At 68.6% G+C, this 19990-nt stretch carries 14 protein-coding genes; 5 read left to right on the top strand and 9 right to left on the bottom strand.

Annotation, left to right across the window (positions count from 1 at the left end; translation table 11 throughout):
- Positions 1-25: 25 nt before the first annotated feature.
- Entirely contained in the window at positions 26-541 is a 516-nt protein-coding gene (locus J4Z35_RS04515; protein ID WP_254653998.1) for a transcriptional repressor, read from the bottom strand.
- 257 nt (positions 542-798) lie between these two features.
- Here J4Z35_RS04515 and J4Z35_RS04520 point away from each other — a divergent pair, with 257 nt between their 5' ends.
- Positions 799-2646: an acyl-CoA dehydrogenase gene (locus J4Z35_RS04520; protein ID WP_006946982.1), complete on the top strand. Its 1848-nt coding sequence runs from the start codon at positions 799-801 to the stop codon at positions 2644-2646.
- A gap of 164 nt (positions 2647-2810) precedes the next feature.
- On the opposite strand, the gene J4Z35_RS04525 is transcribed toward J4Z35_RS04520, so the two are convergent.
- The 4 genes from J4Z35_RS04525 to J4Z35_RS04540 all read right to left on the bottom strand — a co-directional run bounded on the left by J4Z35_RS04525 (position 2811) and on the right by J4Z35_RS04540 (position 8179).
- Complete coding sequence (locus tag J4Z35_RS04525) at positions 2811-4046, bottom strand: acetate kinase (protein ID WP_006947118.1); 1236 nt, start codon at positions 4044-4046, stop codon at positions 2811-2813.
- Positions 4043-6118, bottom strand: a complete 2076-nt coding sequence (gene pta / locus J4Z35_RS04530; protein ID WP_208065369.1) for a phosphate acetyltransferase — start codon at positions 6116-6118, stop codon at positions 4043-4045. The genes J4Z35_RS04525 and pta overlap by 4 nt, the downstream gene beginning before the upstream one ends.
- 157 nt (positions 6119-6275) lie before the next feature.
- A complete protein-coding gene (gene aroQ / locus J4Z35_RS04535) occupies positions 6276-6719 on the bottom strand; it encodes a type II 3-dehydroquinate dehydratase (protein ID WP_208065370.1) in 444 nt (147 codons plus the stop codon).
- Positions 6720-6796: 77 nt separating this feature from the next.
- Positions 6797-8179, bottom strand: a complete 1383-nt coding sequence (locus tag J4Z35_RS04540) for an MFS transporter (protein WP_208065371.1) — start codon at positions 8177-8179, stop codon at positions 6797-6799.
- 149 nt (positions 8180-8328) lie between these two features.
- Here J4Z35_RS04540 and J4Z35_RS04545 point away from each other — a divergent pair, with 149 nt between their 5' ends.
- Complete coding sequence (locus tag J4Z35_RS04545) at positions 8329-8691, top strand: nuclear transport factor 2 family protein (protein WP_208065372.1); 363 nt, start codon at positions 8329-8331, stop codon at positions 8689-8691.
- Between the two features lie 161 nt (positions 8692-8852).
- On the opposite strand, the gene J4Z35_RS04550 is transcribed toward J4Z35_RS04545, so the two are convergent.
- The 3 genes from J4Z35_RS04550 to J4Z35_RS04560 form a co-directional block, all read right to left on the bottom strand.
- Positions 8853-10763 carry an NHL domain-containing thioredoxin family protein gene (locus J4Z35_RS04550; protein WP_208065373.1) on the bottom strand — a complete coding sequence of 637 codons (1911 nt, stop codon included), beginning with the start codon at positions 10761-10763 and terminating at the stop codon, positions 8853-8855.
- A gap of 650 nt (positions 10764-11413) precedes the next feature.
- Positions 11414-12454, bottom strand: a complete 1041-nt coding sequence (locus J4Z35_RS04555; RefSeq protein WP_208065374.1) for a nitrilase-related carbon-nitrogen hydrolase — start codon at positions 12452-12454, stop codon at positions 11414-11416.
- A gap of 2 nt (positions 12455-12456) precedes the next feature.
- Positions 12457-14637, bottom strand: coding sequence for a cytochrome c oxidase assembly protein (locus J4Z35_RS04560; RefSeq protein WP_208065375.1), 2181 nt, complete (start codon positions 14635-14637; stop codon positions 12457-12459).
- 213 nt (positions 14638-14850) lie between these two features.
- Here J4Z35_RS04560 and J4Z35_RS04565 point away from each other — a divergent pair, with 213 nt between their 5' ends.
- The 3 genes from J4Z35_RS04565 (at position 14851) to J4Z35_RS04575 (ending at position 18496) form a co-directional block, all read left to right on the top strand.
- Entirely contained in the window at positions 14851-15342 is a 492-nt protein-coding gene (locus J4Z35_RS04565) for a MarR family transcriptional regulator (protein WP_062256553.1), read from the top strand.
- Positions 15343-15360: 18 nt separating this feature from the next.
- On the top strand, positions 15361-17262 hold the full coding sequence (locus J4Z35_RS04570; protein ID WP_208065376.1) for an MDR family MFS transporter: 1902 nt from the start codon (positions 15361-15363) through the stop codon (positions 17260-17262).
- 136 nt (positions 17263-17398) lie between these two features.
- Positions 17399-18496 (top strand): hypothetical protein, encoded by a 1098-nt coding sequence (locus tag J4Z35_RS04575; protein WP_208065377.1) that lies wholly within the window; start codon positions 17399-17401, stop codon positions 18494-18496.
- A 27-nt stretch (positions 18497-18523) separates the two neighbouring features.
- Here the strand turns inward: J4Z35_RS04575 and J4Z35_RS04580 are convergent, their stop codons facing one another.
- Positions 18524-19978: a dihydrolipoamide acetyltransferase family protein gene (locus J4Z35_RS04580; RefSeq protein ID WP_208065378.1), complete on the bottom strand. Its 1455-nt coding sequence runs from the start codon at positions 19976-19978 to the stop codon at positions 18524-18526.
- Positions 19979-19990 lie beyond the last annotated feature (12 nt).

Consider the following 19990-nt stretch of genomic DNA (forward strand, 5'->3'; position numbering starts at 1 on the left):
ATCCGATGGGATCCGGCCCCTTTCGTCATTCTTGCTCGGCCTCGCCGGGACGCGAGGTCGGCTGTGGCTCCTTCGAGCACTGCGCACACCGCCCCAGCAGCGCCCCGTGCTCGGCGTCGAGCGTGAACCCCGTCAGCTCCTTGATTCTTGCGGCGAGTGGCGCGAACTCGGCCACGTCGACGTCGACGAAGCGCCCGCACGTGTCGCACTGCAGGTGCGCGTGGGCGTGAGGCTCGGCCACGTGCCCGGTGACCTCGTGCCCGGCGGCATCGCCCTCCCCCGAGTCCCCATCCGATGCACCAACATCGGCCTTCGCCCCCTCACGCGCCACGTCGGCCGCCAGGTGGTAGATCGTCGCGCCGCCCGGAACGTGGGTGTGCGTGACGATGTCAGCGTCGACGAGAGCCTGCAGCGAGCGGTAGATCGTCGCGCGGTGGATACCCGGTTCGACCTCGTCGACGAGCGCCGCGACGGCGTCGGCGTCGATGTGACCCGGTTCGCGGCTCAACACGTCGAGGACGGCTCGTCGTCCAGGCGTCACGCGTTCTCCGCGCGCCCGCAGTCGCGCTAGCGCTGCGTCGCGGCGTGTTTCGCTCGGGATCGCGCCCGCGGGCACGTCAGCGTTCGCTGCAGCACCACGTGCGTCAGGGCTTCGAGGGGTCATGCCTCCATCGTCCGGGCTCCCCACCGGCGAGGCAAACCGAGCACTCAGCACAACCTCACGTACTCATGAGTAGACTTACCGGCGAGTAGCGCCTGGACCATCGCGCTGCACCCCTACCGATCTCGGAGGACATCTTGTCTCACTACAAGAGCAACGTTCGCGACCTTGAGTTCAACCTCTTCGAGGTCTTCAACCGTCAGGACGTGCTGGGCACCGGCATCTACGAGGACGTCGACGTCGACGTCGCGAAGGACATCATCGGCCAGGTCGCGAAGCTCGCCGAGGGTGACCTCGCGGCGAGCCTCATCGACTCCGACCGCAACCCCCCGGTCTACGACCCGGAGACCAAGTCGGTCACGATGCCGGAGTCGTTCAAGAAGTCGTACAAGTCGTACATCGACGCCGGCTGGGGCATGCTCGACGCCCCCGTCGAGCTCGACGGCATGAAGGTGCCGCCGTCCGTGCGCTGGTCGCTCGCCGAACTCGTCTGCGGCGCCAACCCGGCCGTCCACATGTTCTCCGCGAGCTACGCGTTCGCGTCGCTGCTGTACTTCATGGGCAACGACGAGCAGAAGAAGCTCGCCAAGCACATCGTCGACGGTGGCTGGCACTGCACGATGGTGCTGACCGAGCCCGACGCCGGTTCTGACGTCGGCGCCGGCCGCACGAAGGCCACGCAGAACGACGACGGCACGTGGAACATCACGGGCGTCAAGCGCTTCATCACCTCGGCCGAGTCGGACATGGTCGACAACGTCGTCCACTTCGTCCTCGCCCGCCCCGAGGGTGCCGGCCCCGGCACGAAGGGCCTGTCGCTGTTCATCGTCCCGAAGTTCCACGTCGACCTCGAGACGGGTGAGCTCGGCGAGCGCAACGGCGCATACGTGACGAACGTCGAGGACAAGATGGGCCTCAAGGTCTCCACGACGTGCGAGGTGACGTTCGGTGACGGTGCCCCCGCCGTCGGCACGCTGCTCGGCGACGTCCACGACGGCATCGCGCAGATGTTCAAGGTCATCGAGAACGCCCGCATGTTCGTCGGCACGAAGGCGATCGCGACGCTGTCGACCGGCTACCTCAACGCGCTCGAGTACGCCAAGGAGCGCGTCCAGGGTGCCGACATGACGACGCCGCAGAAGGACGCGCCGCGCGTCACGATCACGCACCACCCGGACGTGCGCCGCAGCCTCATGCTGCAGAAGGCCTACGCCGAGGGTCTGCGTTCGCTCGTCATGTACACCGCGTGCCAGCAGGACGTCGTCGACCAGGCGACGAAGGGCAACCCGGCCGCCGAGCTGGAGGAGGGCAGCCCCGCCGAGATGGCGGCGCGCCTCAACGACCTGCTGCTGCCCATCGTCAAGGGCGTCGGTTCGGAGCGCGCGTGGGTGCTGCTCGGCACCGAGTCGCTGCAGACGTACGGCGGGTCGGGCTTCCTCAAGGAGTACCCGCTCGAGCAGTACGTGCGTGACGCAAAGATCGACACGCTCTACGAAGGCACGACGGCCATCCAGGGCCTCGACTTCTTCTTCCGCAAGATCGTCAAGGATCAGGGTGTCGCCCTCGGCATGCTGCAGAAGGAGATCGAGACGACGATCGGCCAGGCTCCCGAGGCCCTCAAGCGTGAGGCGGGTCTGCTCGCGCAGGCCGCGACGGACCTCAAGGACATGGGTGAGTTCATGTTCGGCGCCGCGATGGGTTCGCTCGAGAAGCCGGCCGAGGCGTACAAGATCGGCCTGACGTCGACGCGTCTGCTGCTCGCTGCGGGCGACGTCGTCATCGGCTGGCTGCTGCTGCGGGCCGCCATCGTCGCGCAGGCCCGCCTCGAGGCGGGCGACGCCGGCAAGGACACCGACTTCTACACCGGCAAGGTTGCCGCGGCGCAGTTCTTCGCGCGCACCGTGCTGCCGCGCATGGCGTCGGAGAAGGCCATCACCATCGCCGAGGACGGCTCGCTCATGGACGTCCCGGAGAGCGCTTTCTGATCTGACCTCACCGGTCTCGACCAGAACCGCTGCGGCCCGGCTCCCTCACGAAGGGAGCCGGGCCGCAGCGATTCCGCGACGCCCCACATGACGCGTAGACGCACGATGTGGGGAGGCGCACCGCGACCCACTCGGTGCGCAACTGCAGCGAATGGGGGCGCGCGTCAGGCGTCGATCGCCGCCACCGCGTGACGCGCGATGGCAAGCTCTTCGTTCGTCGGGACGACGCACACGGTCACAGGCGATCCTGCCGCGGAGATGATGCGCGCGTCATGATCGTCGGCGCTGTTGGCGACTGCGTCGAACGTCACGCCGAGCCACCCGAGACGGCGACACACGGCCTCGCGGATGGCGGCGTTGTTCTCGCCGACGCCGGCGGTGAACGTGATGACGTCGACGCCCTCGAGCGCCGCCGCGTACGCGCCGATGTACTTGACGAGCCGGTGCACGTAGACGTCGAATGCGAGCTGCGCCGTCTCGTCACCGTCGTCGACGCGCCGCATGAGGTCGCGGAAGTCGCCTGACCCCGTCAGCCCGAGGATGCCCGACTTCTTGTTGAGCAGCGTGTCGATCTCGTCGACGCCGAGCCCCGCGACACGGTTGAGGTGCAGGACGACGGCCGGGTCCATGTCGCCACCACGCGTGCCCATGACGAGGCCCTCGAGCGGCGTCATGCCCATCGACGTGTCGACGGCGCGGCCCCCGTCGATCGCCGAGATCGACGCGCCGTTGCCGAGATGGCAGATGATCTGCTTGAACCCCTCGACGGGACGTTCGAGAAACTGTGCGACCCGCGCCGAGACGTACTCGTGCGACGTGCCGTGGAAGCCGTAGCGACGGATGGCGTGCTCCTTCGCGAGCTTCGCGTCGATCGCGTAGGTGTACGCGGAGGCGGGCAACGTCGAGAAGAACCCGGTGTCGAACACGGCGACCTGCGGCAGGTCGGGAAAGATGCGCCGAGCCGCCTCGATGCCGAGCGCGTGCGCCGGATTGTGCAGCGGCGCAAGGGTTCCGAGGCGTTTGATCTCGTCGAGCACGTAGTCGGTGATCATCTCGGGGCCCGTGAAGTTGCGCCCGCCGTGCACGACGCGGTGACCCACGACGACGACGTCCGCGTCCTCGATCGGCAACCCCGTCTCGGCCATGACCTTCGTCATCTCCTCGAGGGCGACGCCGTGGTCGGCCATGTCGACGTCGTGCGTCGTCTTCTCGCTGCGGTACTCGTGCGTGATCGTGCCGCCCGAGTCGCCGACGCGCTCGGCGAGGCCCTTGACGACGAACTCCCCCGTCACCGGGTCGACGATCTGGTACTTGAGCGAACTCGACCCCGCGTTGATGACGAGGACGTTGCCGGCCCCGCCGTCCCGCTCGCTGCTCGGCGCCTGCGCCACGTCGTTCATGCCTTCTCCTCCTGCGCCTGCACGGCCGTGATGGCGATGGTGTTGACGATGTCCTCGACGAGCGCGCCGCGCGACAGGTCGTTGACGGGCTTGTTGAGCCCCTGCAGCACCGGGCCCATGGCGACGGCACCCGCCGAGCGCTGCACGGCCTTGTACGTGTTGTTGCCGGTGTTGAGGTCGGGGAAGATCAACACCGTCGCGCGCCCTGCGACGGGCGAGTCGGGCATCTTCGACTTCGCGACGCTCGGTTCGACGGCCGCGTCGTACTGGATCGGCCCGTCGACGGCGACTTCCGGCGCGCGCTCGCGCACGAGTTCGGTTGCAGCGCGGACCTTCTCGACGTCGGCGCCGCTGCCCGAGGTGCCCGTCGAGTACGACAGCATCGCGACACGCGGCTCGATGCCGAACGCCGACGCCGTCTTCGCCGAACTGATCGCGATGTCGGCGAGTTGCTCGGCGTTCGGGTCGGGGTTGACGGCGCAGTCACCGTAGACGAGCACCTGATCGGCGAGCGCCATGAGGAACACGGAGCTGACGATGTCCGCGTCGGGGGCTGTCTTGATGATCTCGAAGCTCGGCTTGATCGTGTGGGCCGTCGTGTGCGCGGCGCCGCTCACCATGCCGTCGGCGAGCCCGAGGTGCACCATCATCGTGCCGAAGTACGACACATCCTGCACCGTCTCGCGGGCCAGCTCGATCGTCACGCCCTTCTTCTTGCGGATCTCGGCGTACTCGGCGGCGAACTTCTCGACGAGCTCCTCGTCGTGCGGGGAGACGATCGAGGCGGACGAGATGTCGAGGCCGTTGCTGCTCGCGAGCGCCTTGATCTGCGTCTCGTCACCGAGGATCGTCAGTTGCGCGATGCCGCCGCGCAGCACCTCGTCGGCAGCCTTGAGGATGCGCAGATCGTCACCCTCGGGCAGGACGATGTGCTTGCGGGCGCTGCGCGCGCGATCGAGCAGACGGTGGCCGAACATCAGTGGCGTGACGGCGGCCGCCTCGTCGATGTCCATGGCGGCGAGGAGGCCGTCGGCGTCGATGGCTTCGCCGAACGCACGCAGCGCCGTCTGCTTCTTCACGACACTGCCGGAGCTGAGGGCGCTGCGCGTGCGCGCCAGGGCTGCCGTCGTCTCGAAGGTGCCCGAATCTGTCACGAGGATCGGCACGTCGAGCTTCGTGCCGTCGAGCAGCTGCTGCACGCTCTCCGGCGGGCGATAACCGCCCGTCAGGACAATGGCGGCGAGCCCGGGGAACGTGCCGGACTGATGCGCGAGGACGAGCCCGGGCAGGATGTCGTAGCGGTCGCCGGGGGCGATGACGGTGACGTCCTCGACGAGGCGCGTCAGCACGTTCGGCAGTGACATCGCAGCGACGACGAACCCGCGCGACTCGCGCTGCAGCCACTCAGGATTGCCGCGCCACAGCTCGGCGCCGGCGGCTTCTGCGAGCGCCGCGACGGTGGGTGCGACGAGCAACGGAACCTCGGGAATGACGCCGGCGACGGGCACGGACGCCGTCTCGGCGTCCTTCGTCAGTGCGAGGCGGATGCCGGTGACGTCACCGCTCGTGGCGCGGTTGACGACGATCGCGACGGGCGTTGCGTGCCTCGCGCGCAACTGCTCGCAACCCATGACGGCGACCTGCGCGATCTGCTCGGGTGTGCGCTCGCGCCCATGGACGACGAGGACGACGGGCGCGCCGAGGTTCGCGGCGACCATGGCATTGATCTCGGCTTCGCGGCCGGTCGAGACGTCCGCGAAGTCGCTGCCGAGCACCATGACGAGATCGGCGTCGGCGGACACCTCGTCAAAACGGGCCAGGATCGTTGCGAGCGAGCCCGACTCGTCATCGTGCATCTGGTCGTAGGTGACGCCGAGCGCGTCGTCGTAGGCCTGGTCGACGGCCGGGTGCGACAGCAGCAGGTCGACGACCTTGTCGCGGGAGCTGGTGGCGACGGGCCGGAAGATCGCGATGCGCCCGGCCTGGCGCGAGAGGAGGTCGAGCAGCCCGTAGGCCACGGTGGACTTGCCGGTTTCACCTTCGGCTGAGGTGACGAAGACACTGCGCGTCATGGTTTCCACCCTAGGCGAGAGCGGTGACAACCCGTCCGCGACCTTGGTCCTGTGCGTCGGGCGACGCGTCCGCCCGAGTCAGCCGTGCGTCGGTACCGAACACCACGTCCGACGAATGTGGAGAAAATCGCAGATGTGGACAGGAATCGCAGTTGGGTCAGGGGGTCGCGGCGAGCGCAGCCAGGCGACGCAGCGCGAATTCGTAGCCCTGGACACCACACCCGACGATGACGGCCACCGCCTTGTCGCTCAAGTACGAGTGGTGCCGAAACGCCTCGCGCGCATGGACGTTCGAGATGTGCACCTCGACGAACGGCGCCTCGACACTCGCGAGAGCATCCCGGATGGCGACACTCGTGTGCGTGTACGCCCCCGCGTTGATGACGATGCCCGCGCTGTCGTGACGGATGCGCTGGATCTCGTCGACGAGCGCCCCCTCGTGGTTGCTCTGGAAGCACTCGACGCCGAACCCCAGCTCGTCACCGACCCGCGCGGCGAGCGTCTCGACGTCAGCGAGGGTGTCGGCGCCGTAGATCGACGGTTCGCGCTCACCGAGCAGGTTGAGGTTTGGGCCGTTGAGGACGTGCAGCGTGCGAGTCATGGGCCCATTGTCGTCGGGTTCGGGCGACGGATCCAGGTGGTGCCTCGGTGGTGGTTCCGCGGCGCCTCGGGCATCCGTCACACCGCGTCCGCGCTACGCCCCGTGCTGCGGTGACCGAGCGCCCCCACCGTCACGACGAGCAAGCCCATCGCGACGGCAACGATGACGAACACCGGTGTACTGCCGTGGTCTTCGAGCACCGGCAGCAGGATGAACGGCAGGAACGCCGTGACGAGCTTGCTCAACGAGTACGCCGCGCCGGCAGCCGTGCCACGGATCGCCGTCGGGTACGAATCGGCGAGATACACGTGGTACGCGTTCGAGAACAGGTTCGACGCGCACGAGTACAGGAAGCCGGCGGCGATGATCTGAGCCGTCGACGACGCGAATCCGAACCACATGCCGAAGATCGCCATGAGCGTCGCCGTCGCCATGACGAGGTACTTGCGCTCGATGCGCTCGACGATCGGTACGGCCAGCAGCGACCCGAGCGGGTAGCCGAGGTAGCTGAGCGCGACGAACAGCAGCGAGCTCGTGACGCTGTAGCCCTTCGCGACGAGGACGAGCGGCGCCACTGTCCCGAAGCCGTAGTAGCCGAACACCTCGAGGGCCGACAGCAGCCACAACATGATCGTGCGCTTCGTGTACGGCGCCTTGAACAGCGACGCCATCGAGACCTGACGGGACGCGACGGGCGTGAGCGACGCGTCCGGCTCGGCGAGGGTGTGGCCCTCGGCGCGCGCGGCGTCCTCGAACTCGCGGGTGATCGCGTCGGCCTCGTCGTGACGGCCCTGCGCCTCGAGCCAGCGTGGCGACTCGGGCAACCCGGTACGCACGGCCCACACGACGATCGAGCCGATCGCGCCGAAGACGAACAGCCAGCGCCACCCGTCGACGCCGAACGGCGTCATCGGCACGAGCCAGCGCGCGAGGAAGCCGACCGTCGGCACCCCGAGGAAGCTGATCGTGTACGCCCACGAGATGAACTGCCCGCGCTTGTTCTTCGGCAGGATGTCGGACAGGTAGGAGTCGCCGAGCGCGTACTCGCCGCCGATGCCGATGCCCGCGAAGAACCGCGTGATGACGAGCCACGCCGCGTTCGGGCTGAACGCGCCCGCGAGCGAGAACGCCGAGTAGAGCGCGAGGTTGACCATGAACGCCTTGCGCCGCCCGATGCGGTCGGCGAGGCGCCCCATGAACAGCGCCCCAATGAACTGCCCGATGAACGCCGACGCGAGCACCCACTTGAGCACGTCGCCCTTCAGCGCGAAGTCTTCCTTCAGCACCGCGGCGATCGTCGAGGCGAGAAAATTCTCGTACGCGTCGAAGAACAACCCGAGGCCGATGACGCCCGTGGCGAGCAGATGCTTGCGTGTGATCGGGAGCCGGTCGAGGCGTGCGGCGACCGACGTCCCCGTCGCGGGTGCCACCGACGCATTGGGCAGCGATGCTTCTGTCATCGCGGCAGCCTAGCCGCGGTGAGACTCGCGCACTAGGTTGAGGTCGGACAGCGATACACGGCATGCGGTCGGCTCGGGCCGACCGCATGGCGGTGGCGACGGACGGACGATGCTCGGCCGCCACACCCACGTGACGAGAGGACACCCGAATGCAGCGCGAATCCCGCGACGCTCACATCCGCCGCTACTACGAGGTCGTCGACGCCGGCGACGTCGAGGGCGTGCTCGACATCTTCACCGACGACGCCACCTACTGCCGCCCCGGATACGAACCCATGGCCGGCCGCGAGGCGCTGCGGGCGTTCTACTCGGGCGATCGCGTCATCGAATCGGGGCGCCACAGCGTCACGTCACTGCTCATCGACGGCGACGAGGCGTTCGTGCGCGGCGCGTTCAACGGGGTGCTCAAGGACGGCAGCGACGCGCACCTCGAGTTCGCCGACTTCTTCCGCTTCGGCGCCGGCGATCACATCGCCTACCGCCAGACGTACTTCTACGCTCCGCTGGTCTGACGCCCGGGGGGGGCACGCTTCGAAGGGGTGCTGACGTCACGTCGGCGGAGCATCGATTACTCGACGTGCTGAACACCGCCCATGCGGGCGCACTGCCTGAGAGCGGCGACCCCGCATCGCCGAGTTGCAGCTCCCGGGGCCGGCAAGAGCCGACGTGAGCGTCAGACGCCGCGCAGGTCGAGCGTCAGCGTGCGGGGGCCGTCGCCGGTGATGACGAGGGGGATGCCCCAATCCTGTTGGTAAAGATGGCAGGCGGCGTGCTCGGGCACCTCGCCGGTGTCGGGGTCGCCGTCGCAGGCGGCTGCGCGGACGCTGACGTGCAGGATGGCCGAGCCGACGCTCTCGTCGATCGTCAGCGTGCGCGTGAGCCCCTGCTGCTTGCCCGCTCCGTCGCGTAGGAACGCCTCGGGAGAGCTGCTCACCTGCAGCATCGTCGGGTCGCCGTAACGGTGGTCGAGTTTCTGCCCCGCCGGCGGCGTGAACGTGACGACGAGTTCCACTGCGCCCGAGGCGATCTCGCTCGGCGGGCGCTGCGTCTGCTGCGCATCGCCCTCGATGCGTTGCGCTTCGGCGGTCAGCGCCACCGGCGTCAGACGATGGGCGTTCGACTCGACGACGAGCAGGTGCGCATCCGCGCCCACCTCCCCCGGGACGACGATGACGTCGCTCGGTTCGGCCAGGCCCGTGGCGAGCGTCGTCACCTCGCCGCTCGACGGGTCGAAGCGCCGAATCGCGCCGTTGTACGTGTCGGCGACGGCGACGGATCCGTCGGGTAGTTCCGTGACACCGAGGGGATGCTGCAGCAGCGCCGCGTCAGCCGCGCCGTCGACGTGGCCGAAGTCGAACAACCCTTGCCCGACGTGGGTCGTCACCTCGAAACCCTCGTCGCTCACGCTGAGGCTGCGCAAGGCACTCGTCTCGGAGTCGGCGACCCAGACGTGTGAGCCGTCCGCGCTCGTCGCGAGACCGCTGGGCTGCGCGAACCAGGCGTCGTGAGCGGCGCCGTCGCGGATGCCCTCGTTGCTCGTGCCGGCGAGCACGGCGACGGTGTTGAGCTCGGGGCTCTCGCCCAGATGCAGCGCCCACAGCTGGTGCGTGCCCGCCATCGCGATGATGACGCGGTCGTGCCACCACGCGAGATCCCACGGCGTCGACAGCGCCTGACGCAGCGCCGGGCCGCCGCCGTCACGTTCGCGCAGCTGCTCGCCTGTGCCCGCGACGGCGCGAATCCGCCCGTCACTCAACCGAATCGCCTTGATCTCGTGGTTGACGCTGTCCGCGACGAGCAGGTCGTCGCCGGTGCGTGCGCGAGCCTCTTCGGGAAGGAGCAACAGCCCCTGTGGTTCGTTGAACACCCCCGGGCCGCCGTAGCGCGCGAGCTCCGTCTGGCCGTCCTCGGCGAGGTGCACGACCTGGTGGTGCGCGGTGTCGCTGACGAAGAAACCCCCGCTCGTCAGGTGCTCCCCGGCACCCGCGGAAGCGGCGGCGTCGTCCGCGCTCTGGCGGACCGTGGGCTGCGCCTGCACCGGGCGAGCTGGCGCGGTGATGACCTTTCCCGGGAAACGCAGCAACGTCTCGGGGGCAGGCGGCGCGACGTACGGACCGTCACCGCGACGCAGCGTCCCCTTGGTCGTGTGCTCGGCGATGAGGTCGTCGATGAGCACGCTCAATCCGTGCGCGTGTCCTTCACCGGACATCGACGCGACGATGTAGCCCTCCGGGTCGAGGACGACGAGCGTCGGCCACGCGCGCGCCGCGTACGCCTGCCACGTCGTGAGGTCGGGGTCGTCGAGGACGGGGTGGTGCACCGCGTACCGCTCGACGGCGGCTTCGAGGGCATCGCGATCGGCCTCGTGCTCGAACTTCGGCGAGTGCACGCCGATGAGGACGAGCTGGTCGCCGTATTTCTCCTCGAGCGGGCGCAATTCATCGAGCACGTGGAGACAGTTGATGCAGCAGAACGTCCAGAAGTCGAGGACGACGACCTTGCCGCGCAGGCTCGTCAGCGTGATGTCGGCGCCGCCGGTGTTGAGCCAGCCCCGCCCTGTCAGTTCCGGCGCCCGAAGTTTCATGACCGCCACCCTACGCGCCCGATCTTGCGTCACGAACGCATGCAATACCGCGCGTTCACGACGCAAGATCAGCGGCTGCACCGGCCAAGGCTGACTCACGTCGCCGGGCACCTCGCCGATCAACACCCGACGCTTGAGCTTGGGCAGCAGCCGCAGGGCGTGCATCATCGCCTCGGGCCGCGCCATTCGTTGTTGCGCCACCATGCTGAGGACGGTCGCCGCCGCACGATCACTGCGCGCCCATGACGCCAACCGCGCAGGCCTGCCAGCATCAGCGCGCTCTCGCCGTCAGCCCAGGCGGAATCGCCGGCGTTGAGCACGGCGGCCACGATGGGTGATCGCTCGTCCCACCACCCGGCTGCGAGCACGTGCACCGCCTGCGTCCCGAGCACGCGCAATCGCCCCGCGACCACGTGCGTCAGGATCTGATGACGCGTGACCGCCCACTTGACGCAGCTACCCCCGCGACACCACCCCGAACGTCGCGGACGCCAGTTCACAGGCGTGGGCGTGGGTCGTCTGCGCTGAAGTCACCCTCCGAGCGTGCCCGAATCGGGGTGGCGCGCGCTGAGGCCCCTGTGGACAACCGGATCTTGTGTCATGAACGCGCGGTATGGCGCGCGTTCATGACACAACATCCGAAGCGAGGTTCAGAGGCGACGGTCGGCCAGCACCGGGAAGGCCGCGCGGGCCGCCGCGACGTCGTCGAGGTCGATGTCGAGGGTGATGGTGCGTTCGCCGCGCCCGGCTTCGGCGAGCACCTCACCGGTCGGCGAGACGATGGCCGAATTACCGCCCATCTCTGTACCGGCGTGCGTGCCGGCGGTGTTGCAGGCGATGACGAACACCTGGTTCTCGATGGCGCGGGCGTGCAGCAGCGTGCGCCACGCCGCGACGCGCGCAGCCGGCCAAGCGGCAGGGATGACGAACACCTGGGCGCCCGCGTCGACCTGCTTGCGGTACAACTCGGGAAAACGCAGGTCGTAGCACGTCGACAGACCAACCTTGACGTGGCCGTCGGGCGCAGCCGCACCACCCCTCGCATCGTCGGCGACACTCGCGGCGGGGGCATCGTCCACCTCGCTGGAGGTGCTCATGTCGCCGTCGAGGTTGACCCCGGCCAGTTCGGCGCCCATCGCCCATTCGCTCTGTGACGCCTCGACGCAGGCCTCCGGGTTCGCCGGGTCGCAGACGGCGCCGTCGTCGACTGCGACTTCGGCGGCCATGGCGCCACCGGCCCTGCCACCACCGGCCATGTCACCCAGCGCCAGGTCGAGGACGATGACCTCCTCGCCGGCTTCGAGCAGTTTGGGTTCGCCGTTGCCGAAGCCGAATCGGTGGATCTTGCGGTAGGTGCCGACGAGGTCGCCGTCACGGTCGAACATCAGCGAGGTGTTCCACAGCCCGCGCCCCTCGGGGCCCTTCTCGCCGGGCTTCTCGATGATCGAGCCGGCGTGCACGAATGCGCCGACGTTCGCCGCGGCCTCTGACAACACCCGCGCGACGGGTCCTTCGACGTTCTGCGCCTTCTCGTTCCACGCCGGGTAGTCGAAACCTCCGGCGCTCCACAGTTCCGGCAGCACGACGAGGTCGGCGCCCTTCTGCGACTCGACGAGCGACGCGACGCGTTCGATGCGCGCCCCCATCGGCTCCGAATCGGTGTACGCAAGCTGGATGACGGCGACGCGCATGGCTACTCCTTGTCGATGCCCCCGACGGTGACGCGGCCGGATTCGCCGCGCCCAGAGGGCTGCTCGGGACGTTCGTCGTGCTCACCTTCGACCGTAGTCGACGACGATGCTTCCGTCGTGCTCGACGACATCTGACGGGCCGGTTCTTCACCCTCCGTCTGACCGGGGGACGCAGCCTGACCACCCTGACCACCCCGCGAGGCGAGGTAGGCGTTGTAGGCCTTGAGCTCAGCGTCACCGTCGCGTTCGGCACGACGCTCCGCGCGCTGACCCTCGATGCGGTCGGATCGGTACCACTGCGCGGCGACGACCATGGCGAGCAAGAATGTCGGGCCCTCACCGGAGCCCCACGTGATCGTTCCGGCGGCCTGCTGGTCGCGCAGCGGATCCGAGACGTAGTGCAGCGCGGTGAAGAACGAGGGCGCGAGCAACGTGCTACCCGTCATCATCGCGACACCGAAGAACGCGTGGAACGTGATCGTGATGAGCAGCACGAGCAGCCGCAGCGGCGCCGGCCACTTCTTGGGGCCGGGGTCGATGCCGATCAGGGCCCACGCGAACAGGTAGCCACTGACGAGGAAGTGGATGTTCATGAGGATGTGCCCGGTGTGCGTGCGCAGCGCCAGCTCGAAGAACGGCGTGTAGTAGAAGACGATGAGGCTGACGAAGAACAGGGCCGAGCTGACAGCAGGGTTGGCGACGACGTTGAGGTAACGGCTGTGCACGACCGACAGCAGCACCTCGCGCGGTCCGCGTGTGCCGTCGGAGCGCTTGGGCCATGCCCGCAGCATGAGGGTGACGGGCGCGGCCATGACGAGCAGGATCGGCACCGTCATCGAGATGACCATGTGTCCGGCCATGTGGACGCTCATCATGACGCGTCCGTAGACCCCGGCGCCGCTGTCGATCGTCACGATGAACACGAGCCAAGCGAGCACCCACAGGATCGTGCGGTGGATCGGCCAGTGGTCGCCGCGGCGGTGCAGGCGCACAGCCCAGCGCACGTACTGGACGATGGCGATGACGGCGAACGTCGTCATCAGCCACTCGATGCGCCACTGCGAGAAGAAGTTCGCGGGCGTCAGAGCGGGCGGCGCCGGGTATCCGGTGAGCGCGACGACCGGGTCGGCGCTCTCGACGACCTGCCCTGACGGCGGCGCGGAGCGCGCTAGCGCCGCAGCGAGGCCCATCGTCGCGCCCATGACGAGCGCCTCGACGAGGGCGAGCCGGGCGAACAGCGCCTTGCTGGGCCGGTCGCTCGCGTCACGTTCGAGGACGGCGACGACACGGCGTCGCTGCATGAGCCCGAGCGCGCCGAGCACGACGAGGCACAGTGCCTTCGCGACGATGACGAGGCCGTAGCGCGTCGTCACGTACTGGCTGAGGTCGGGTACGCGCAGCGTCGAGGCGAGCACGCCGGAGAAAGCGACGAAGCCGACGCACCACGTCGCGACGCTCGAGTAGCGCCGCACCGACGCCGCCGCGGCCTTGCCGAGGCGGCCCCACATGACGCCGAGGGCGATGATGCCGCCCACCCAGAGCGTCACGGGGACGAGGTGCATGATGAGCGAGTCGACAGCCGTCTCGTGATCGCTCGAACCGGCGGCGTGGCCGCTCAACGCGATCGGCCACAGCGCGAGCAGACCGAGTGCCGTCATCCATGCCAGGCTCGTGCGCGAGGAGTGCCACCAGCAGACCACCGCGATGACGAGCGCCGCGATCGCCGTCAGCATCGGGTTGCGCAGGATCTCCAGCTGCCACGTGTTGCTCCACCACTGACCCGTGTACCCGCGCGAACCGACGGGGATGCCGGCCAGGTCGCCGTAGCTGAGGTAGCTGACGACGAGGGTCGCGCCGAACCACAGGGCTGCGCTGATCGAGGCCCAGCGCCCGATGCGCGCGACCCGCATCGTCTTGTGGCCCTCGGCGACGAGAAACGCACCGAGCCCGGTGAAGCCGATGGTCGCCGCCATCGCGACGTCCGCCGCGGGCTTGAACAGAGCGATGCCCCAGCGCACGATCGCGCCGGCGTCGAGCAGCTGCTGCGCCTTGCTCGCTCCGGTGAACACGACGGCGCCGGCTGCTACGGCGACCGCGAGCGCCATCGCAGCCGCGAGCAGACGCCCGCCACCGAGCGGCCCTGTGGGGGCAGACGGGGTGGGTTTCGTGGCGCTCGAACTCATGCGCCCAGCCTACGCGGGCCCGGTGACAACCCCTCGCGCCACCCGATCCCCGCACGTCCGGCGTCGACATGCCCGACAGGGCCCGCGCGGCCCGGCGACCCATCCATCCATCCGATCGACCCCACCCCATTTAATTTGCTTGCATGGCACAACCAAACATATAGTTGTGCAGCCCAAGCATTCTTGGGCACTCCCTCCCCTCAAGGAACCGAAGTGACCGTCGACCTCCCCGTCGCACGCGACATCGCGACATCCTTCGTCGGGGCCGCGAAGGCGATGAGCGCGCACAAGCGCAAGTTGCCACGACCCCACCCGCACGCCGACCACGGCGCGCTGCCCCTGCTCTACGCCCTCGAGGCGGAGCCGCTGCGCGTCTCGGCCCTCGCCGACATCGTCCACTCCGACGTCTCGACGGTCAGTCGCCAGGTGAGCGCACTCACCGACGGCGGCCTCGTCACCAAGATCTGTGATCCGCAGGACGGTCGCGCGCAACTCGTCACCCTGACGCCCGACGCGCGCGAACTCGTCAGCACACTGCGCGAGGATCGCGCCGCGTGGATGCAGAACCTGCTCACCGACTGGAGCACCGCGGAAGCCCGCGAGTTCCAGCACCTGCTGCTCAAGTTCACCGCATCGCTCGATGCCTACCAGGGCGGCTGCACGCCCCGCGCCGGGCAACCCACTCCCCTCCGTCCCCCAGCCTGAACGTCGAAAGGCACCCTCTTGTCTGCACAGACCGCTGCGCCACCCGCGCAGCAATCGAGCTCGGCAGGGCTCTCGCACGGCCAGATCATGACGATCCTCGCGGGTCTCATGATGGGCATGTTCCTGGCCGCACTCGACCAGACGATCGTCTCCACCGCCATCCGCACCATCGGTGACGACCTGCACGGCCTCTCCGCGCAGGCCTGGGTGACGACGGCCTACCTCATCACCTCGACCATCGCGACCCCGCTGTACGGCAAGCTCTCCGACATCTTCGGCCGCCGCGGGTTCTACCTGTTCGCGATCGTCATCTTCGTCATCGGCTCGCTCGCATGCTCATTCGCGAACAGCATGTACATGCTTGCCGCGTTCCGCGCCATCCAGGGCATCGGCGCCGGTGGCCTCATGTCGCTGGCCCTCGCGATCATCGGTGACATCCTGCCGCCGCGCGAACGCGCCAAGTACCAGGGTTACTTCCTCGCCGTCTTCGCGACGAGCTCCGTCCTCGGCCCCGTCATCGGTGGCTTCTTCGCCGAGCAGGGCCACATCCTCGGTCTCACCGGCTGGCGCTGGGTCTTCCTCATCAACGTGCCGATCGGCATCGTCGCTTTCCTCGTCGTCGCCCGCACCCTGCACCTCGAGCACACGCGTCAGGACCACCGCATCGACTACTGGGGCGCCGTCGCGCTCACGGTCGGCCTCGTGCCGCTGCTGACCGTCGCCGAGCAGGGACGCACGTGGGGCTGGGGTTCGGGCAAGTCGATCGCCTGCTTCGCCATCGGCATCCTCGGCCTCATCGCTTTCGTCCTCGCCGAGGCGAAGATGAAGGACGAAGCCCTCATCCCGCTGCGCATCTTCCGCCACCGTGCCGTGACGGTCACCGTCGTCGCCTCCGTCATCATCGGCATGGCGATGTTCGGCGCCATGATGATGCTGCCGCTCTACATGCAGATCGTGCACAACGCCTCCCCGATGAAGTCGGGCCTCATGATGCTGCCGCTCGTCGCCGGCATGATGACGGCCTCCATCACAGCCGGCCAGTTGACGGCTCGTACGGGTCGCGTGCGCGAGTTCCCGATCATCGGCACCGCCATCGTCGCCGTCGGCATGTTCCTGCTGCACACGATCAGCGCCGACACGCCGCTGTGGCAGGTCATGGTGTTCATGGCCATCGTCGGCATCGGCCTCGGCAACTGCATGCAGGCGCTGACGCTCATCGTGCAGAACGCCGTCAGCCCCCGCGAGATCGGCATGGCCACCTCGTCCGCCACGTTCTTCCGTCAGATCGGTGGAACCGTCGGCGTCGCCATCTTCTTGTCGATGCTGTTCTCGACGGTCGGCGGTAACATCAAGACGAACCTCACCGACGAGGCGAAGACGCCCGCGTTCCAGCAGGCCCTCAAGAGCGGTCTCGCCGACAAGGAGCTCATGAAGGACGAGCACGCCTACGGCATCCTGCAGAGCCTGGCGAACCCGAAGTCCGGCGGCGGCGCCCTGAACAACGTGAGCGAGGACTCCTCCGTCATCGCTCGCCTGCCGAAGGCTGTTGCCCACCCGTTCGAGGCAGGCTTCGCGCAGTCGATGGACCACGTGTTCCTGCTCGCCTCCGGCATCGCACTGCTCGGTTTCATCACCCTGCTGTTCCTGCCGAAGATCGAGTTGCGCAAGCAATCGGCGATGGCCGCGGCCGCGGCCGCGGCGCAGGACAAGTCGAACGCCGAGCTCGCCGCTGACGGTGGCGCGGCACGTCGCGCCGACACCGAAGCCGACGGTGGCGTGGACACAGGTTCGACACCCGCCGACGAGACGCACGATGACGTGAGCGACGCCGTCGCCGCCGCCATCGCGCGCGTCGAGGCGCGCAAGCACGGCGAGCAGGTCGATCACTCGGTCGCTCGTCACGCCTCCCACGACGAGTGACGGCTGCTCGCGACGCACGCTGAGTGATGCCCACCCCGACCTGGTCAGGGTGGGCATCACTCGTCTTCGGCGCACCCGATGTTTGAATGGGCGGTTCATCGTCGGCGCCGCACGCCGGGCCGAGGGAGGGACAGGCATGGAGCACTGGCAGCTCGATCACCCCGAACGCGGAACGTTGGAGGCCTACGCCGGGTCGGCTGACGAACTCCGTACCGTCGACCCGGGATTCACACCCGGCGCACCGGATCCCGGCCGCGACGATGACGGCACGGGCGCGTCGCCGGTGGGCGACGAGGGGCACGGGGTCAAAGGATCTTCGACGGGTGCGCCGGTCGTCACGCCGGCCGGTGCCAGTCGCGCCCGCGGCAGCACCCGCCGCCGGGCAGGCGAGCGTCTGCCCCTCTCGCCGGGGCGAAAGGAGAAGCTGCGCACCCATCTCGGCCTCGACGATGAGTGGGCGCGCCCAGGGCTCGTGCTCATGCGTGACGGGGTGGTGTTCGCCCGCCGCCGCAGCATCGGCAACGTCAAGATCCGCCTCGTGCGTTCCACACCCGACGGGCACTTCACCGAGCACACCCAGGCGACGGAGAAGCCGCGCGTCGAGGTGAGCGTCAACCCGGTGCGCGGGTACGTCATGGACGTCCAGCTGCGCGACGACGGCGGGGTCACCGCCTTCGAGGCGCCGGTGGGTTCGATGGCGGCACATCGGTACGCCGCGATGGATTCGTCGCCGCTCAAGCGGGTGCTGTACCCGATCCTCGGCGGGCTCGGCAAGAGTGGATGGGCGGTCAGCGTGCTCGTCCTCGGTCCCCTCGTCGCGCGATTGCTCGCGTGGATCTTCGGCCCGATCATCGCGTGGATGGCATCACTCGTGCCGGACATCGACTGGCCCGAGATCCCATGGCCGAGCGTCTCGTGGCCCTCGGTCGACCTGCCGTCGATCCCGTGGCCCAGGCTGCCGTCGTGGACCCCACCGGGCTGGCTCGCATGGTTGCTCGAGCACCCGAAGGTGTGGGTACCCATCGTCGCGGCCGCGTTCTGGGGCGTCACCGCGGATCGCAACCGCAGACGCTCGGAGCGCAAGAAGGCCGAGTGGGCCAAGCGTCACGCCTACGCGCGCCTCGCGGCGGATCTGCACGCCCTCCACGGCTCACGCACCGAGGAAGCTCAGGGCGCAGCTGAGTCACTTCGTGCCCCACGAGTCAGTCAGAGTGACGCAGGTGGCACGACGTGACTCAGCCGGCCGAACGAGGGAGCGAAATCAGCCCCAGAGCATCGCCTTCGCAGGGTTCTCGAGGATCTGGCCGACGGTCGACAGATACCGCGAACCGACGTCGCCGTCGATGATGCGGTGGTCGAAGCTCAAGGACAGCTGCGCGATCTGGCGGATCACCATCTCCTGCTCGCCGCGCTCGTTCTCGACGACCCACGGCATCGGACGCACCGTGCCGATGGCGAGGATGCCGCTCTCACCGGGCTTGATGATCGGCGTGCCCGAATCGACGCCGAAGACACCGATGTTCGAGATCGTGAACGTGCCGCCGTTGAGGATGGCCGGGCTCGGCTTGCCGTGACGTGCGATCTCGACGAGCTTCGCGATCTCACGCCCCAGGTCGCCGAGGCCGAAGCGGCCGGCGTCCTTGACGTTCGGCACGAGCAGCCCACGGTCGGTGGCCGCGGCGATGCCGAGGTTCACCTCGGAACGCATGACGATCTCGCCGTTCGCGTCGTCCCACAGTGCGTTCATCATCGGCTCACGCTGCATCGCGATGAGGCACGCCTTCGCGACGACGAGCAGCGGCGTCACCTTGATGTCCTTGAGCTCGCGCATGCCCTGCAGCTCGCGGACGAACTCCATCGTGCGCGTCATGTCGACGGTGAGGAACTCCGTGACGTGCGGCGCCGTGAACGCGCTGCTCACCATGGCCTGCGCCGTCACCTTGCGCACGCCCTTGATCGGGATGCGCTCGTCGCTCAGACCGGCCGGGGCCGGAGCTGCAGCCGTCGGCTTGTCGGGGCGCACCGACGGGGCACTGGCCGCAGCCTTCGCGACGGTGTCCGCACTCGGCGCTGATGGGGCGCTCGGCGTCGACATCGCCGCGGGCGCGTTTGAACCCCCGGCCTTCTTCACGTCGTCCCGAGTGACGACGCCGTCCTCTCGCGAGGGTTCGACAGTATCGATGTCGACGCCCTGCTGCTTCGCGAACCCGCGCGTCGCGGGGGCGGCGAGCGTGCCGCCACCCGACGCGCCGCCACCGGCTCCACGGCCGCGACGAGCGCGGCGCGTCGAGCTCGACGGCGTCGGGCCGTAGCCGACGAGCGTCTTCTGCTGCGGCTCGTCATCCGACTCGCCGGTCTCGGCGGGCGCGACGTCGGCCGCCGTCTGCATCTCGGCCGCGACCTCGCCACCGTCGGCAGCTCCGGAAGCGTCATCGGCGGCACCGGCAGCGCCACCGTCCGCAGGGGCTGTATAGCCGCCGACGTCGATCGTGACGATCGGCGTGCCGACCTCGACCGTCTCGCCCTCGGGCACGAGGATCGATGCGACCGTCCCGGCCCATGGGATGGGCAGTTCGACGAGCGACTTCGCCGTCTCGATCTCGAGGACGACCTGGTTGACGTCGACGGTGTCGCCTACGGCGACGTGCCACGTCACGATCTCGGCCTCGACGAGCCCTTCACCGGGGTCGGGCAGGGTGAACTCTTGAATGGCCATGTTCGGCGGTAC

It is taken from the genome of Dermacoccus sp. NHGro5 (assembly GCF_017565385.1).
Classification (GTDB): domain Bacteria; phylum Actinomycetota; class Actinomycetes; order Actinomycetales; family Dermatophilaceae; genus Dermacoccus; species Dermacoccus nishinomiyaensis.

Bases quoted from the DNA above. Each gene is read 5' to 3' on its own strand.
- J4Z35_RS04525 (WP_006947118.1), bottom strand. From the start codon at position 4,046: ATGAACGACGTGGCGCAGGCGCCGAGCAGCGAGCGGGACGGCGGGGCC.
- J4Z35_RS04545 (WP_208065372.1), top strand. From the start codon at position 8,329: ATGCAGCGCGAATCCCGCGACGCTCACATCCGCCGCTACTACGAGGTC.
- J4Z35_RS04550 (WP_208065373.1), bottom strand. From the start codon at position 10,763: ATGAAACTTCGGGCGCCGGAACTGACAGGGCGGGGCTGGCTCAACACC.
- J4Z35_RS04540 (WP_208065371.1), bottom strand. From the start codon at position 8,179: ATGACAGAAGCATCGCTGCCCAATGCGTCGGTGGCACCCGCGACGGGG.
- J4Z35_RS04580 (WP_208065378.1), bottom strand. From the start codon at position 19,978: ATGGCCATTCAAGAGTTCACCCTGCCCGACCCCGGTGAAGGGCTCGTC.
- aroQ (WP_208065370.1), bottom strand. From the start codon at position 6,719: ATGACTCGCACGCTGCACGTCCTCAACGGCCCAAACCTCAACCTGCTC.
- J4Z35_RS04555 (WP_208065374.1), bottom strand. From the start codon at position 12,454: ATGCGCGTCGCCGTCATCCAGCTTGCGTACACCGATTCGGAGCCGATG.
- J4Z35_RS04575 (WP_208065377.1), top strand. From the start codon at position 17,399: ATGGAGCACTGGCAGCTCGATCACCCCGAACGCGGAACGTTGGAGGCC.
- J4Z35_RS04560 (WP_208065375.1), bottom strand. From the start codon at position 14,637: ATGAGTTCGAGCGCCACGAAACCCACCCCGTCTGCCCCCACAGGGCCG.
- pta (WP_208065369.1), bottom strand. From the start codon at position 6,118: ATGACGCGCAGTGTCTTCGTCACCTCAGCCGAAGGTGAAACCGGCAAG.